Source organism: uncultured Methanospirillum sp., assembly GCF_963668415.2.
GTDB lineage: Archaea > Halobacteriota > Methanomicrobia > Methanomicrobiales > Methanospirillaceae > Methanospirillum.
The window spans coordinates 3,605,483-3,620,403 of record NZ_CAXXDL010000001.1; the positions used below are offsets into that span (position 1 = coordinate 3,605,483).

Consider the following 14,921-nt stretch of genomic DNA (forward strand, 5'->3'; position numbering starts at 1 on the left):
ATTATACTCCTGTGTCATACAGGAGTGAGTAAAACCTGCTCGTCATCAGAGAGATAAAAGGGCCAAGGAACAGACTCAAAATCCATCCAATAATCCAGCCAGCAATCGGAACGATGGCGAGGACAAGTTCTATGATGGTTATGATTATGATCAGGAAGAAGACAACAACCATCAGAGCGATGATAGAGACGATGTAGTGAACCCATCCAATCCTCCCGATGGTTGCCATGATCTCCCCGATGGCAAATGCCTGACCCATCTCACCTGTTCTTGCAAACCTGACTGATCCGATGATGCCAAGGAGCCCGAAGATAATTGCCAGGATGATGGTGATGACAAGACCTGTGATCACTCCGCCAACAATCGGAAGTATTGAGGCAAAGGTGATCTCTTCTCCAGAGCTGATGATCCCGATGATGGCATATCCCACCGTTGCGATGAATGCGAGCATCGGTATGATCATATACACGATGTTGATTACACACAACTTGATCCCATCGATAAACAGGCTGAAAAAAGATTCATCTTCATATACTGGTTCAACTCCCCTCATGACACGCACGGTGTAACCGTACATTACCGGGAAGATGATCGAGCTGACGACCAGCATGATCCATCGCACCCATTTTCCAAAGAGGGCATCCTGAGCAAAGCCCCAGGAATCACTTAAGGCATCGCTAATTCTCATAATCTCACCGCGTGATGCTGATAGTATGCTGCTTCTGTTATTTGATGACTCGTATCACGGAAGTGTATGCGTGTATCTTCCCTTCCCGGATCTCTTATCTCTCTCATTATCAGGGAAACTCGTGAATTGCCGGGTAGATAAAAAAGTATTTGATCTGTATGACACACCTGCCATGCACCCATGCTGCGAAAATCTATATCATCTCTCGTAAGGATGAACTGTGTCCCCAGAAACGGGGTAAAGGTGATATGAGTAATCATATCCTGTCTGGTCAGGGTTTTTTGCCTGATCCCGGGTAGCTGTTCCAAATCGGACTGTTCAGGACCACAAGTCAGGTCATGTCTGATACCGTCACTGATTTGATCTGTCAGGGAGAATGCGCAGATAAACGTGGGAGTCAAAAGAAGTCAGGGCAGTATGACTGTGCAATCCAGTCCGGGCAAGTTTGAGGAGGTAAAAATAATGTCAGTCATGATAACGGGTCAGGAGTTCAGTGCCCCTGACAGAACTGTGATTATCACAAATCCCTACACCGAGATAACAATGCATCAGGCACTTGAGATGCAGATGGCAGGTAATTATGAGAAAGCTCTCGAGATGTATGATCAGGTACTACAGATGGAACCTGCACATGCCGGTGCCCATCATGCCAAAGGAAACACCTATGATCTCATGGGCAGATACAATGAAGCAATCTCCTGCTATGATTCAGCGCTCGAATGCGATCCCTTCAATTCAGAGACATGGTACAACAAAGGTGTTACGCTTCGAAAGATGGGATGCGATGATGAAAGTGCAGAATGTATGATTCAGGGAGTATCCCGCTCTATCTGAACTTTTTTCTCTCGTGATAGTTCTGATCCGATCGTGGTGTGTCGTAATTCTTTATTGTCCTGAATACTTATCCTTCAAATAGTTAGGCAATCAAAATATTTGGTCGCATGATAATGTTACATTCTGATTATGGAGTGAATAATTGTGTCTGAACCTTCTCCTCTTATTGATGAGTTAAATGAGGGATTAGTGGAATTTTTTGATAGATTCTCTTCATGGGAAAGTTCAATCATAGAGGCAGGTCATCTGAAGATCGCTGATGCTCATGCGATCGAAGTTCTTGGGCATTACGGACGGATGAACATGAAGGAATTAGCGGGAAGACTGGGTCTCACCACCGGTACAACCACGATGACTGTTGATCGGCTTGAACGAGGAGGGTACGCGTGCAGGATCAGGGCAGAGCATGATCGTCGTTCGTACATCATCGAGCTCACATCATCTGGATGCGAAGCATATGAAGAACATCACCGTCATCATTTGAGTCTGGCTGAAGAGATCTCGTCCATTCTCGGCGAAAAAGATTCAGAATTATTTGTGGCCATTCTCAGAAAGATAAACGAGAATATCTGAGCATGACATCAGAATCTTCTTCATGTTTGGATACAGGTTGCAGCAGTACCTGTTGCAGTTGTGCCTCAATACAATCAGAATCGGCATATCGAAAGGAGATTCTTCTTGTATCTGGATCAGCATTGTTCCTTCTGATTACCTTTATTGCAGAAGTATATGCAGCAGATAAACCACTCATCGGAACCTGTGCTGCTCTTATCTCACTTGGTCTGACTGCAATTCCCATCCTGTACGAAGCAGTTTCCGGGTTGGTTCGAGGTCAGAGAAACGTCTGTGAACTTGCAGCCCTTGCTATCATCGGAGCAGTTATTATCGGTGAGTATACGACGGCAGCTGAAATATCACTCATTCTTGCTATAGGTGAGTTGGTAGAATCATATGTGTACGCCAGATCACAGAAAGATATCGAAGGTATTATTAAACGACATGCCAGGACCGGACATGTCATTAAGAACGGTGAAACCGTTTCTGTTGATGTGAACCTGATCCAAGTCGGTGATCTGGTAGTTGTCAGGCCAGGTGATATTGTCCCGATCGATGGAATAATCAGGGAAGGTCAGTCAGGACTCGATGAATCCTGTTTAACCGGAGAGAGTCTTCCAGTTCTCCGTAAAACTGGGGAATTTGTCAGTTCCGGGAGTGTGAATCTTGACGGGGTGCTTCTCATCGAGGCAATCAGAATGTCATCTCAGTCAACATATGCACAGGTTGTGGATCTTGTGCATAATGCAGGACTTCGCAGGCCTCCCTCTCATCCGTTCATCGATCGGTTTTCGCGTTGGTACACACCGCTTATGTTGGTTATTGCCGGAATTGTCTTTGTCTGGAGCAGGGATATTGTCCGTGCTATAGCGGTGCTGATAGTAGCATGCCCCTGTGCCATTCTTCTGGCAACACCATCTGCAGTTCTGACTGCCATTGGGCATGCGGCTAAGAGAGGAATTCTCATCAAAAAAGGTGAGTACCTTGAGATTTGCCATGATATATCAGCAGTAATCTTTGACAAGACCGGAACACTATCTACCGGGGTGATGAATGTTTCAGATATCCTGCCTGCACCAGGTTTTACAAAGCATGATCTTCTGGAGGTTGCAGGTCCTGCTGAACAGTCATCTCCACACCCGACAGGAAAAGCAATTGTCAGAGCTGCACAGCAGGCAGGAATTTCTCTTCCAATACAGGGATCAGGAAGACAGTATCCAGGAGAAGGGGTTGAGGATGAACGTGAAGGTGAACTGATACATATCGGTACCCGGGGTTTTCTGGAGACCAACAGAGTAATAATCCCGAAAACCGTTTATGTTGACGGAACGGGAGGAGAGACCGCTGTGTTTATTGCAAAGAACAGATTGTTTCTCGGCACGATCCTGATCCGCGATGAGATCCGTGAAGAATCAGCCGGTGTCATAGAAAAAATCAGATCTTCAGGCATCCGGACTATTGCTGTTCTGACAGGTGATTCACCACAGGCAGCAGCCATAATCGGGGATAAATGTGGTCTTTCCGGTGATTCTATATACACTGGACTTCGCCCTGATGAGAAACAGAAGTTTATCGAGAAACTGCAGGCAGATGGAGAAAAGGTCTGTTTTGTGGGAGACGGTACTAATGACGGTCCGGCGCTCGCAGGATCAGACCTTGGGATCAGTATTGCAAGCAGGGAAGATACGGTAGCTCTGGAGACAGCTGGTGTCGTGCTTATGCAGGGCGGCTTGAGTCATTTACCTGGTTTTCTTGAACTTGGCAGAAAGACCCGGAACATCATAATCACAGGTGTCACTCTTGCACTGAGCCTGAACTTCATCATGATAGCCGGAGCCTCTGCCGGAGTTATCTCTCCTGCAATTGGTGCAATTGGGCATCAGATCTCTACAATTGCAGTCCTTCTGAACTCTCTCAGAATAAGGAAGGGATTATGGTGATCTATTTCTGAAGTTTGGAGATAATTTTACGAAACAGGTTCCGCTTCAAATACAATCATTATATGCGGTACCATAAGAAACGGGTGAAGATATGAATAATCCACAAACATCTCAGCAGAGGCAAACACTGCCGGTAAAACTATTAATTTCTCTAATCCTGTTTCTCTTACTCATGGTTCATCCAGGATCGGCTACACTATTTACGAGTAATGGTTCTGATATATCCGGTGCCCACCTGATCGAAACCATGGAAAACACCAGCAATATCTCTCTATCTCCATTTCCGATTCAGTTCTTCTACAACACACATTGTGGGTCCTGTAAACCGGCAGTCAGATTCCTGGAAAATTTTACAGCCTTGCATCCGGATGTTGGTGTTGAGTTCCATGACCTTTACAATAATACCGAAAGTTTTGCTCTGTATGAAGAAGCAAAAAAACAGTATAACAAAACAGATCTATACTATCCGGTCATCTTTGTTGGCAATGTAGGAATTATGGGAAGTCCTGATATTGAGGCTTACACCGATCTTCTGACGCTCTGGTACCAGAAACATGAAACGTCAGATCCATTATCCGGATTTATTTCCTGGGCTGAGTCAATTACCAGATAGAACTCTTTACCCACTTATTATGTGATATGTATCATCAGAATAATGGATACAAATAAAAATGCCCGATACCGGGATGATATGGAAGAGACTATAACATTCATATACTTTTCAGAAAGACGAGATATATGCTTCAAGATCAGGTTCAGATAGTAAAAGGGCTCTTAGTCTCTCCGGTTGACACCTTTGAAGAACTCAGATCCTCTGCAATTTCCAAGTCCTATCAATATTACGTTCTTCTTCTCATTATCTATACAGTGCTAGTAGGTATTATCTCTGCAACTTCTTCGCTTATGACCTACTATAATATGGTCATTCAATATGCGTCAATTCCGCTTATCGGATCTTTTCTCATCTCGAAAATGGAATTATTAAAACCGGTTTTTATCAATATGAGTCTTTTTTCTGTATATCTGCTATTCCTGCTAATGTTTTTTGGTATTTTTATAAAGGGATTTTTCCTTCATGCTTTTGTTCTACTGTTCGGTGGAGAACAGGGCATTACTAAAACGATACAGGTCCTCATGTATTCCGTGACTCCTTTCTTCCTTATTGGGTGGATCCCGTATATATCCATAATCGGTCTGCTCTGGGCGGTCATATTATGTGTTCTTGGATTCCATGTCGTTCAGCAGATCCCTGTCTGGAAGGCTGCTCTTGTGATTGTTGTTCCCACCTTCTTCATGATTCTCGGACTTGTCCTGCTTCTGATGGTATCCTCAGCACTTACCAATATACCCTCCGGGATTGTATGATTGTCAATACCCGGATCATCAGTTTTTAGTAGGTGTTGATAAGAATTTGTTTTCGATATTATTGCTCAGATAATTCCTGAAGATATTTGAGACTTGAAACTAACCGGAGTCTGTCTGGAAGATAGTGGCGATATTTTTCCTCACTAACAACTTCGGTTATCTCTTTTTCTATCCCTTTTGTCAGGTCGTTAATAATTGTTACATGTGCGTCAATTGCAAGCCATCCTTCCATCGCAAACCTGATACAGTAATCTGAAGCAACTCCAATCATACTCACCTCGATATCCTTTGCAGATTCCTCAGAACATATGGTAGAGATAAATTCATCACGAGGAATTACAGATCCGGGATTCAATGGGTTGTTAACAACACAAAACAGTGTATCGTATACAGTCTTTCTCTGTGGAGATACTATTTTGATATCTGTCTCATCTCTTTGACTCCACATGTCAAACCGGTTTTTTAATATGTAGTATGTATGTGGAAGGTCCGGAACCTCTATCGATAAATCCCAGTCTGATGTCTCGAATTCACAGTGGATTGGAAACAGTTTCCCTTCATCAGATTGGAGATATTCCTCTACAAAATGAGTGTCAAGTACGACTAAGATGTAATCAAAGTCAGTGTCTTTTATCGTATTGAGGAATTGATTTGTTGGAGGAATAAGTTCCTTTGAACCTGATACATATAAATGTCCAGATTCATTTATGAAACCATTCTGCATATCGCCTATATGTAATATTCTTACCTTTTTCATCTGCCTTTTCGCATTATTTCTTCAGTTAGTAAGTATTTACAATCTTGGGACTGATGCCGGATAATTGAAACCTATGCGATAATTTCGTTAGGATGCTAATCTTAGTTTATTGAGATATCTTTCACTGATTCAGACACGTTATTTCAGGTAATACCGTGGACAACTGAATGATATAGGCACTGGATCACTCATTACACCGTCGTCATTTACCAGCACCAGATCGTACTGAATGGATGTATTGTCCACCTGGCAGCATGACAACGCATTGGGTACATACAGCGGATACGTGAAATTGTTATATGAATATTCTGAAACCAACGATTTCCAGTCGTAGGTTTTAAGGTCCTCTACTTTTGGAAGGATATACAGTGTTAATGGGTAGTGCGGCGTTCCAGCCCAGAATACTTTTAGATCTTCACGGTTTCCACAGGAGATAACTGATAACGGAGTATCTACCCGTTCTATGCTGAGTCTTGTCTCGCTCTCCTGTGCATCAGATTTCAGATATTCATACTCTATCGAAGCAAAACCGTTCCCATGAGAATAATTGTTTGCAGAGAGTGTCCTCTGATCTGAGTCAAGAATACTATAATTCCCAGGTTTTATTATCTCATCAGGAAATGACCACCACCAGGTATTAGAGACGTTATATACCACCTGTCCCTGCGTCTGCCAGGGTCCATATGTAGTGCCGTCTTCATGAACCAGTGCGATAGTTCCTGGTGATAAGGTTCCGTTTCCCTGATTCCAGTGATTTGTCCCGATCTGGAGAATATTCGCAGGATAGATAAAACTTACATGTGGATTAAGATCTGCAGTTCCTGTGATTATTTTTGTATTAGCCGAAGTCCATGTACAGTCATCCCATGCCCTCATAGTACTTCCAGATACGCCTGTAATTAGGCCGATGAAAATGAGAAGAATGATGACAATAAACCATGGCTTCATTTTTTTTCCACCTGTTTCAATACAGGATCTATGGGATTGTCTCCTTCGTAGTATTAATATAGTTATGATCCGTGTTGTTGTAACAAATACCCTGAACTTCAATTCTGTTTCATCACTCATCAGGTCAGGTAATTTTGAAGATTGTGCCTTGGAGGGGTGTTATGAAAGCAACCAGAATAAACTATCGACCAACAAAGTAATGCAGACAGCGCAGGAGTAATATATAATGACACAAATAGATTCAAATCGTATCGATTTCAGTATAACGGTTTTCAAATAGACTGGTTTTTACTATTTTTTATTTTGATATCCAGTGTTTGTAATATTAAAAAACCATTGTTCTTCCTTCACTACTCTGAAGAGAATCAATTCATAAAATTTAAATGTCAAAAAATGAGTAAAGAATTTCTTATTTTTTCAAGATTTAACCTGATTTAATGTATGAATTATTTTTATAATTTAAGGATTAAATAAAAAATTTAATACAAATGTTACGATAATATCCATGTTGTATCAGATAGATGGGCTGATACGAAATGGGGTTTATGTATGCATGTATTAGTGGGAACTAGTCAACACAGTCCAGATTTAGGTTTTCAAAGATTCTGGTTAGAACACCTTTTCTCTGTTAAATTCGGGTATGACATTACAACGTTGGATTTGACAGATCAGGGGATATTTGGGGGGCTATGATGCCATCCGAAAGAGTTATTATGATTATCGGAACGATTCTTACGATTTTTTGCCTTTCAAGTAGTGTATTGTCATTATCTATGAGCAGTGGCAATTATCAATCAGAGATCATCTCCCCTGGCGAAAAAATTTCGCATCTTCAACCTTCACATGATCCATATCAGATTCCGCAGGTACCTTCAATTTTTGAAAATAGTACATCTGGAAAAGAGCGGAATAATACAACAGATATTGGTACTATTCCTTAACAACTTTTCAACTTTTTAATTATCAAGGGAGACGATTCCTGTTTATTTTTAGATCTTCCTGTATTCTGCAATTTTTCCACTCATCTCACTGTTATTTTGACAGCCAGGCCTGAAAATTTATCTTATTCATCATTGCACTTATCAGGATTATGATATAACCCACCAGTCCGGCTGATATTACTGTTCCTTCTCTGATTCCATTCAGCGTGCCAAAATGTATTAGTGAGATGATAATTGCTCCTGTAACAAGAAGGGAATCAAAAATGATCTTAATAAGACCGAATCTTATCTTTGTTCTGACTGCAATGATCTGGACAAGACCCTCACCTGGATTCATGATGACGTTTGCTGTGACCTGGAGATAAATGCCAAGGGCAAGTATTACACATCCGATAAGCAAAATTGAGATCTGCCAGAGATATTGAGCCGGTTGTATTGATGAAACGATGAGCATGCCGAGATCTACAAACAGACCGAGAAAGAATCCTACAAACACTTGCGGATACTGATTTTTCGGAAAATTCCTTCCAAGCAGAAGGATCTCTCCAAGCAGGAAGAGCAGGCTGAAGATAAAGGTAAGTTCCCCGAAGGTAACCGGGTATATCAGGCAGAGTACATATGGTATGCTTGATATTGGCGGGGTTCCCAGTGAAGATTTCGTGATCAGGCTGATACCAAGACCCATAAAAAAAAGACCAGAAATAAGTAGAAAATATCGTTTTACACAGCCTGACATGAACATATTGAAATCTCACAATACGTTAGACAGGATACGAATTAAGAATGATGATCAGAAATATGGCCTGTTGAACAGAAATGAACAAGTGGAAAAATTTGGCTGCAATCGCATCTGTCTTTCCTGTACCTATGATATCCACAATACTATACCTTTCAAGATAGAGACAAGAACATGCACAGGTGCTGTCCGACAGATACAGATGCAAATATTCAGGATATGCCGATTCACCCATTGACTGTTTCACTTGATTATTTTGAACTTCCGAACTCTGCAACATTTCAAGGGGGAAACATATCACCTGCGATCTCACTTACCGGCCTTGAACCTGGTACCGTGTCCATTGCGGTCATGGTTTTCAATCCATTCATCAAGACATGTTGTTCGTTTACTCCATGGATTATATGGAATATTGCTCCATTAAACCGGATTCCTGCAGGTATTCCATCCGGACAGATAATTTCTTTTCCCATCTCTGCTGTTCAGGGACTAAATGATTATGGCGAGACCGGGTATCATGGACCAGAGCCTTCTTTGGGAGAGATGCATCGGTATCAGTTCAGAATTTACGCTCTTGATTCCATGCTCACAATTCCCGGTGGATCGTCAAAGGATGAACTTATTTCAGCAATGAAGGGGCATGTATTACAGTACGGAGAGACTGTTGCGATCAGTACCGGATAAAAGGTACAACGAGTGCTGCTACATTCCATGATCTGCAGAAGTATCAGGCGAATTGACTAAATTAGTCTCGTTGATTACATTTCATTATGAATCAGGGTTTCCTGATTCGACCCGATAATAACTTATCATTAACCGATATGTTTTTCTCTCTCCTCTTGTTATTCATCTGATTAATGATGTCGAGAATGAGTGGTATACTGCTATTTATTGCCCTGACTTTGTTCTGCTCTATAACTTCTGCTACTCCTGCTGTCCCGGACCTGACCGGAAACTGGACAGGGACATCTGTTGGATATGATCGTGAGGGTGGGTATGATGGCCCTTCCAATTGGACCTTTCTTGTTACAATAGTCGAACAACGGGGAAGGGTCTTTAATGGAACGATTGGTTATTCTAACATGAGTAATCTTTCACAAAAAGGCTCTGTAGGTTTTTCAGGAGTCATGGGTAATGATTTGGAGTCTTTCTATCTGACAGAATATGGTTCCGGTTATGTTATAGGCAAGATCATCGATACTGATATGATGGAGTTTATCTATCTGGAAAGCGCTGACGGATCGGCTGCCATCGATACCCTGACACGAGTAAAGCCCTGATTCAGAGATCGAAACATTTTTTTTATTTCGGTTTACGCTGAAATCGTTATACTATCTTCTTGGTATTGAAAAAATGAAAAAAGCAAATTGATCTGTTTCAGCAGGAATTATTCAGGAAAGGTAAGTGTATTGTTGATCTCATGTATTGTATCCGAATATTTTGAGACCGCTTTCTGATCAGAGAAGACAAACAGGATAATTTTCAGGTATGCAGGAGTGTTTTCAACGGCTATGGTATTGATAAACCCGTTTGCATCCTTTCCGGCAACAACAATCCCTCCGTTCTGGTATGATTTTGTCTGTTCAATTGTGATATTTTTACTTGAAGCGATCTCATCAACAAATTTTTTCAGGTATGATTCATCCAACACCTGATTCTGCGGCTCTTTTTTGTACCCGAATATAACTGAGGCACTTGTTTCTGGTTCTTCAATTGTAAACTGAACTCCCTTATTATCTGAAGTTCCGATTTCGTTGTACTGCCATGTCGGGGGAACTTTAAATGAATATCCATTATCTGTAGATTTGGAAGTCCAGTCTGATGTATCAACAGCCAGAACCGGAATTGATATGAATAATAGTAATACGAACAGGAAGATCCGTTTCATGATCAGAGATCAACACGAACAAAGAAAACATTACCTAATACTTTCTACAACATTCTGCCAGATCTCTTCCTGATACTGATATCAAAATCAGGTTATTAGAAATATCGCATGGCAGATCTGAATAATCCAGAACATGTTGAGATGGATTTTAATACCCTGATTTATACCACTTCGCTCCATGCTTGCCGACTCAAATATCAGATTATTTCTGAACACTGAATTCAAGAATCAGAATACCTCCGGCGCAATATCTCATGGTTCATCAACAGGATTATTGTATGATGATTTGAACCCTGAAGAAATATGAATTGGAAATACCTACCCGGGTACAAAAACAGTAGGATAAAGATGAAAAGATAATGTGATTATTATTTGATCATCTGGTGATTGTGAACGTTACCCCAGAGGGGAATATCTCTCCCGCCTCTTTCACAGTAACATTCCATGCTCCGGTAGAACTGGTATTAGGAATATTAAATGAACCGGTAAGGGAAGTGGATGAGGTCACATTCACTGCATTAGCGATGATGCTCTTTGGATCTTTTAGATCACCATTTTCCAGATAAACTTTGATATTCTTCGAGAGTTCAGTTCCATTCAATATAAATATGACATGTTCTCCCGGTTTACCAGTATCGGGGGTGATTGAAGTGACAGCAGCTTTTAGATTTGACTTAATAACCGCGTTCGTCTGTGCAGTTTCTGATGTGATACTTGCTGTAACAAAGCCAATACAAACAAGAGAGATGATGAAAATCAGGGAATAACAGAATACTTTCAAATTCATACAAACTCTGTATTATTTTACAACTGATCTGATAATAGAATTATTATCAAGTTTGTTGAGGTCATGAACCCGGAATAGAATCTGGATGCCAATTCAATGTCCGGGTTTTGTAGTGGACAAGGCTTAAATTCTTCAGGTAGGAAAATCAGGGATCATTCAATCAGGAATCCAGGTAGATGCAGTCTCCGGATATCTATTTACTAAAAAAAGATCCTATACGAATAGAATATTTTCATTTCCGAATTGAATGTTCGGGAGGTATTCTGTCATGAACTTCAACAATTTTACCCTAAAATCACAAGAGGCCGTTCAAAAGGCCATGGAGATCGCGGCAGCAAAACAGAATCAGGCAATCGAGAATGCACATCTGCTGAAAGGGATACTGATAGTTGATGGGAATGTTACCCCATACCTCCTGAAAAAACTCAACGTTAATCTTGATACTCTCACCCGCTCACTTGACCGGATTGTAGATTCATATCCCAAGGTTAGTGGCGGTGAGCAGTACCTCTCACAAGATGCAAACAGGGCTTTCCAAAGATCGACTGCTCTCTCCCAGGAGTTCAAGGATGAATTCGTCTCCATAGAGCATCTACTCCTCGGAATTTTATCTGTGAATGATCCTACTTCACGACTGCTCAAAGAGAACGGGGTAACAGAGAAAGATCTGAAGATAGCAATACAAAATCTGCGTAAAGGTTCAACTGTACAAAGCCAGACTGCTGAAGAGACCTATAATGCTCTGAACCAGTATGCCAAAAACCTGAATGACCTTGCCGGTAGCGGAAAGTTAGATCCTGTTATCGGCCGCGATGAAGAGATACGCAGAGTGCTTCAGATCCTCTCCCGGAGAACAAAGAACAACCCGATTCTGATAGGAGAACCGGGTGTAGGAAAGACTGCGATTGCTGAAGGTCTTGCACATAGGATTATCGATGGTGATGTCCCTGACAACCTGAAGACCAAACAGCTCTTCTCATTAGATATGGGCGCCCTGATTGCTGGTGCCAAATACAAAGGGGAATTTGAAGAACGTCTCAAGAGCGTTATCAAGGAGGTGGTGTCAGCGGAGGGTGAGATCATCCTGTTCATCGACGAGATACACACCCTTGTCGGGGCAGGTGCCAGTGAAGGAGCAATGGATGCTGCAAATATCCTGAAACCAGCTCTATCCAGAGGTGAGCTTCATGTTATCGGTGCAACAACCCTTAAAGAATACCAACGATATTTTGAGAAGGATAAAGCACTAGAACGTCGGTTTCAGCCGGTCATGGTTGATGAGCCTGATATGCCTGATGCCATCTCTATACTTCGTGGAATCAAGGAGAAGTACGAGACACATCATCATGTGAGGATAAAAGATGAGGCGATCATCGCAGCAGTCGAACTCTCACAACGGTACATCTCTGATCGATTCCTTCCGGATAAAGCAATAGATCTCATCGATGAGGCGGCATCCAAGCTCCGTCTCGAGATCAACTCAGTTCCTGAAGAACTTGAGATGATTGAGCGGAGAATCCGTCAGCTTGAGATCGAGCGTGAAGCCATCAAACGGGAGAAGGACCAGGAAAAACTGAACTCCCTGAATGAGGAGATCGGTAATCTTACCGAAGAACGAAACCGGTTAAAAGCGAAGTGGCAGTCAGAGAAGGATATTGTAGAACAGATACAGCAGCAAAAGAATGAGATTGAAACTCTGAAGTTCGAGGCAGAGAGTGCAAACCGGAACGGTGATCTCGGCAGAGTGGCTGAGATCAGGTACGGCCTCATTCCTGGAATAGAGAAGAATATCGAGACATTGAAAGGTAAACTCACCGATCTGCAGAAAGATTCTGCGATGGTGAACGAAGAGGTAGATGCAGAAGAGATTGCCGAGGTGGTCTCACGCTGGACCGGGATTCCGGTTAGCAGGATGCTCCAGAGTGAGAAGCAGAAACTTCTCACCCTTGAATCAGAACTGCATAAACGCGTTGTCGGTCAGGATGAGGCAATCGGTGCTGTCTCTGATGCTATCCGCAGGAGCCGTGCAGGTCTTCAGGATACGAAGCGTCCGATTGGGTCTTTCATCTTTCTTGGCACAACCGGTGTCGGGAAGACAGAACTTGCCAAAGCTCTCGCAGAGTTTCTCTTCAACAATGAGAACAGTATGGTTCGCATTGACATGTCTGAGTACCAGGAGCGTCATACCGTCTCGAGGCTTGTCGGAGCGCCGCCTGGTTATGTAGGTTATGAGGAGAGCGGTCAGCTGACTGAAGCGGTGAGGAGAAAACCATACTCAGTAGTCCTTCTTGATGAGATTGAGAAAGCCCATCCAGATGTCTTCAATATCCTGCTCCAGGTTCTTGATGATGGCCGCCTCACTGACAACAAAGGTCGGACCGTAGACTTCAAAAACACCATCATCATAATGACCTCAAACATCGGGTCTCACATCATCCAGGAAAACCTTGAGCACGTCACTGATCTGAACCGGGAGGAAATATTTGACAGGACAAGAGAACAGATCATGGATCTCCTGAAAAAGACAATCAGACCCGAGTTTCTTAACCGGATCGATGAAGTCATCATGTTCAAACCCCTTACCAGGGACGAGATCGAGACTGTAGTGAAACTACAGATTGGGCTTATCCAGAAGATGTTGGAGAAGAATGATGTCAGATTTGTAGCAACCGATAAGGCGGTCAGGTATATAGCAGACCGCGGTTTTGATCCACAGTTTGGGGCCAGACCTATCAAACGAATAATTCAGAAGAATCTGCTTAACGAACTCTCTAAAATGATCCTGGAAGGAAGAGTGACAAAGGAGAAGGAGATCGTGGTTGATGAAAAGAACGGATCTCTGGTCTTCTCAAATAATTAAAAGCATGCTTTCTCGTTTTTTGAGATTCGGATGAGAATCACTCAAATAGAATTGGAGACAAATTCATCAAGTTTTTCTCTTTTTTTTTAAAAAAGTTCTCTGAAACAACAGAATGATTCAGAAAAACCGCCCAAAAATTTTTAAACCATTTATTCATACAATAAAATATTCATGATGTTATTTGATGGGGAAGAAATGGTCTGAACTCTTTGGAGTTGAGATCTTTCCGAAGTTATACACAGTACGTCATGATATATGGGGGAATTAATGGCAATTAAAGCCACGTCAAAGAAATCAGCGGCAAAAAAGCCGGTAAAACCAGCTGCTAAATCGAAGAAGACCAGTCAGGTTAAATCCAGAGTGAATGCAAAGAAGACAGATCTGCCGACTGCTGCAGTTATGAGGCTCGCAAAAGCAAATGGAGCCGAAAGGGTTGGAGCAGATGGGGCAGCCTCAATTCTGGCGTTTGCAGAAGAATACATTGCAAAACTTGTCAGGGAAGCTACAAAAATTGCCTCTGATGCAGGACGAAAAACTCTCAAAGGGGAAGATGTCGAGAACGCATCTCAAACCATCTAACTCTTTTGTTTTATCATCTATTCATCTTCGTCTCTACTTCATT

15 protein-coding genes are annotated in these 14,921 nt (G+C 42.1%); 9 read left to right on the top strand and 6 right to left on the bottom strand.

Features of this window, described 5'->3' with window-relative positions; translation table 11 throughout:
• Window position 1: 1 nt before the first annotated feature.
• The gene (locus tag ACHZA2_RS16965) at window positions 2-688 is read right to left on the bottom strand and encodes a DUF4013 domain-containing protein (RefSeq protein WP_319580688.1); all 687 of its coding nucleotides are present in this window, start codon (window positions 686-688) and stop codon (window positions 2-4) included.
• Between the two features lie 462 nt (window positions 689-1,150).
• Between ACHZA2_RS16965 and ACHZA2_RS16970 the strand changes: the two genes are divergently transcribed.
• From ACHZA2_RS16970 to ACHZA2_RS16990, 5 genes are all read left to right on the top strand, one after another.
• Window positions 1,151-1,522: a tetratricopeptide repeat protein gene (locus tag ACHZA2_RS16970; RefSeq protein ID WP_319580689.1), complete on the top strand. Its 372-nt coding sequence runs from the start codon at window positions 1,151-1,153 to the stop codon at window positions 1,520-1,522.
• A gap of 189 nt (window positions 1,523-1,711) precedes the next feature.
• The gene (locus tag ACHZA2_RS16975) at window positions 1,712-2,095 is read left to right on the top strand and encodes a MarR family winged helix-turn-helix transcriptional regulator (protein ID WP_319580690.1); all 384 of its coding nucleotides are present in this window, start codon (window positions 1,712-1,714) and stop codon (window positions 2,093-2,095) included.
• Between the two features lie 2 nt (window positions 2,096-2,097).
• Entirely contained in the window at window positions 2,098-4,017 is a 1,920-nt protein-coding gene (locus ACHZA2_RS16980) for a cation-translocating P-type ATPase (RefSeq protein WP_319580691.1), read from the top strand.
• A gap of 172 nt (window positions 4,018-4,189) precedes the next feature.
• Complete coding sequence (locus ACHZA2_RS16985) at window positions 4,190-4,630, top strand: hypothetical protein (protein ID WP_319580692.1); 441 nt, start codon at window positions 4,190-4,192, stop codon at window positions 4,628-4,630.
• A gap of 125 nt (window positions 4,631-4,755) precedes the next feature.
• The gene (locus ACHZA2_RS16990; protein ID WP_319580693.1) at window positions 4,756-5,382 is read left to right on the top strand and encodes a YIP1 family protein; all 627 of its coding nucleotides are present in this window, start codon (window positions 4,756-4,758) and stop codon (window positions 5,380-5,382) included.
• 58 nt (window positions 5,383-5,440) lie between these two features.
• On the opposite strand, the gene ACHZA2_RS16995 is transcribed toward ACHZA2_RS16990, so the two are convergent.
• From ACHZA2_RS16995 to ACHZA2_RS17005, 3 genes are all read right to left on the bottom strand, one after another.
• Window positions 5,441-6,139 carry an isochorismatase family protein gene (locus tag ACHZA2_RS16995; protein WP_319580694.1) on the bottom strand — a complete coding sequence of 233 codons (699 nt, stop codon included), beginning with the start codon at window positions 6,137-6,139 and terminating at the stop codon, window positions 5,441-5,443.
• A 138-nt stretch (window positions 6,140-6,277) separates the two neighbouring features.
• A complete protein-coding gene (locus ACHZA2_RS17000) occupies window positions 6,278-7,087 on the bottom strand; it encodes a hypothetical protein (protein WP_319580695.1) in 810 nt (269 codons plus the stop codon).
• Window positions 7,088-8,119: 1,032 nt separating this feature from the next.
• Window positions 8,120-8,770 (bottom strand): DUF6198 family protein, encoded by a 651-nt coding sequence (locus tag ACHZA2_RS17005; protein ID WP_319580696.1) that lies wholly within the window; start codon window positions 8,768-8,770, stop codon window positions 8,120-8,122.
• 168 nt (window positions 8,771-8,938) lie between these two features.
• Here ACHZA2_RS17005 and ACHZA2_RS17010 point away from each other — a divergent pair, with 168 nt between their 5' ends.
• Both ACHZA2_RS17010 and ACHZA2_RS17015 read left to right on the top strand, forming a co-directional pair.
• A complete protein-coding gene (locus ACHZA2_RS17010; protein WP_319580697.1) occupies window positions 8,939-9,448 on the top strand; it encodes a YbhB/YbcL family Raf kinase inhibitor-like protein in 510 nt (169 codons plus the stop codon).
• Between the two features lie 185 nt (window positions 9,449-9,633).
• Window positions 9,634-10,044 (top strand): hypothetical protein, encoded by a 411-nt coding sequence (locus ACHZA2_RS17015; RefSeq protein ID WP_319537712.1) that lies wholly within the window; start codon window positions 9,634-9,636, stop codon window positions 10,042-10,044.
• Window positions 10,045-10,151: 107 nt separating this feature from the next.
• On the opposite strand, the gene ACHZA2_RS17020 is transcribed toward ACHZA2_RS17015, so the two are convergent.
• Both ACHZA2_RS17020 and ACHZA2_RS17025 read right to left on the bottom strand, forming a co-directional pair.
• On the bottom strand, window positions 10,152-10,652 hold the full coding sequence (locus ACHZA2_RS17020; protein ID WP_319580698.1) for a hypothetical protein: 501 nt from the start codon (window positions 10,650-10,652) through the stop codon (window positions 10,152-10,154).
• Window positions 10,653-11,028: 376 nt separating this feature from the next.
• On the bottom strand, window positions 11,029-11,439 hold the full coding sequence (locus ACHZA2_RS17025; RefSeq protein WP_319580699.1) for a hypothetical protein: 411 nt from the start codon (window positions 11,437-11,439) through the stop codon (window positions 11,029-11,031).
• Window positions 11,440-11,707: 268 nt separating this feature from the next.
• Between ACHZA2_RS17025 and clpB the strand changes: the two genes are divergently transcribed.
• A complete protein-coding gene (gene clpB / locus ACHZA2_RS17030) occupies window positions 11,708-14,299 on the top strand; it encodes an ATP-dependent chaperone ClpB (protein ID WP_319580700.1) in 2,592 nt (863 codons plus the stop codon).
• Window positions 14,300-14,566: 267 nt separating this feature from the next.
• Window positions 14,567-14,878, top strand: a complete 312-nt coding sequence (locus ACHZA2_RS17035) for a histone family protein (RefSeq protein ID WP_394698615.1) — start codon at window positions 14,567-14,569, stop codon at window positions 14,876-14,878.
• Window positions 14,879-14,921: the final 43 nt, after the last annotated feature.

What these genes read in the sequence shown, in the direction of transcription:
- ACHZA2_RS17000 (WP_319580695.1), bottom strand. Translation starts at nt 7,087, where the DNA reads ATGAAGCCATGGTTTATTGTCATCATTCTTCTCATTTTCATCGGCCTA.
- ACHZA2_RS16970 (WP_319580689.1), top strand. Translation starts at nt 1,151, where the DNA reads ATGTCAGTCATGATAACGGGTCAGGAGTTCAGTGCCCCTGACAGAACT.
- ACHZA2_RS17035 (WP_394698615.1), top strand. Translation starts at nt 14,567, where the DNA reads ATGGCAATTAAAGCCACGTCAAAGAAATCAGCGGCAAAAAAGCCGGTA.
- ACHZA2_RS16995 (WP_319580694.1), bottom strand. Translation starts at nt 6,139, where the DNA reads ATGAAAAAGGTAAGAATATTACATATAGGCGATATGCAGAATGGTTTC.
- ACHZA2_RS17020 (WP_319580698.1), bottom strand. Translation starts at nt 10,652, where the DNA reads ATGAAACGGATCTTCCTGTTCGTATTACTATTATTCATATCAATTCCG.
- ACHZA2_RS16980 (WP_319580691.1), top strand. Translation starts at nt 2,098, where the DNA reads ATGACATCAGAATCTTCTTCATGTTTGGATACAGGTTGCAGCAGTACC.
- ACHZA2_RS16965 (WP_319580688.1), bottom strand. Translation starts at nt 688, where the DNA reads ATGAGAATTAGCGATGCCTTAAGTGATTCCTGGGGCTTTGCTCAGGAT.
- ACHZA2_RS16990 (WP_319580693.1), top strand. Translation starts at nt 4,756, where the DNA reads ATGCTTCAAGATCAGGTTCAGATAGTAAAAGGGCTCTTAGTCTCTCCG.
- ACHZA2_RS17015 (WP_319537712.1), top strand. Translation starts at nt 9,634, where the DNA reads ATGAGTGGTATACTGCTATTTATTGCCCTGACTTTGTTCTGCTCTATA.
- ACHZA2_RS17010 (WP_319580697.1), top strand. Translation starts at nt 8,939, where the DNA reads ATGCACAGGTGCTGTCCGACAGATACAGATGCAAATATTCAGGATATG.
- ACHZA2_RS17005 (WP_319580696.1), bottom strand. Translation starts at nt 8,770, where the DNA reads ATGTTCATGTCAGGCTGTGTAAAACGATATTTTCTACTTATTTCTGGT.
- ACHZA2_RS17025 (WP_319580699.1), bottom strand. Translation starts at nt 11,439, where the DNA reads ATGAATTTGAAAGTATTCTGTTATTCCCTGATTTTCATCATCTCTCTT.
- ACHZA2_RS16985 (WP_319580692.1), top strand. Translation starts at nt 4,190, where the DNA reads ATGGTTCATCCAGGATCGGCTACACTATTTACGAGTAATGGTTCTGAT.
- clpB (WP_319580700.1), top strand. Translation starts at nt 11,708, where the DNA reads ATGAACTTCAACAATTTTACCCTAAAATCACAAGAGGCCGTTCAAAAG.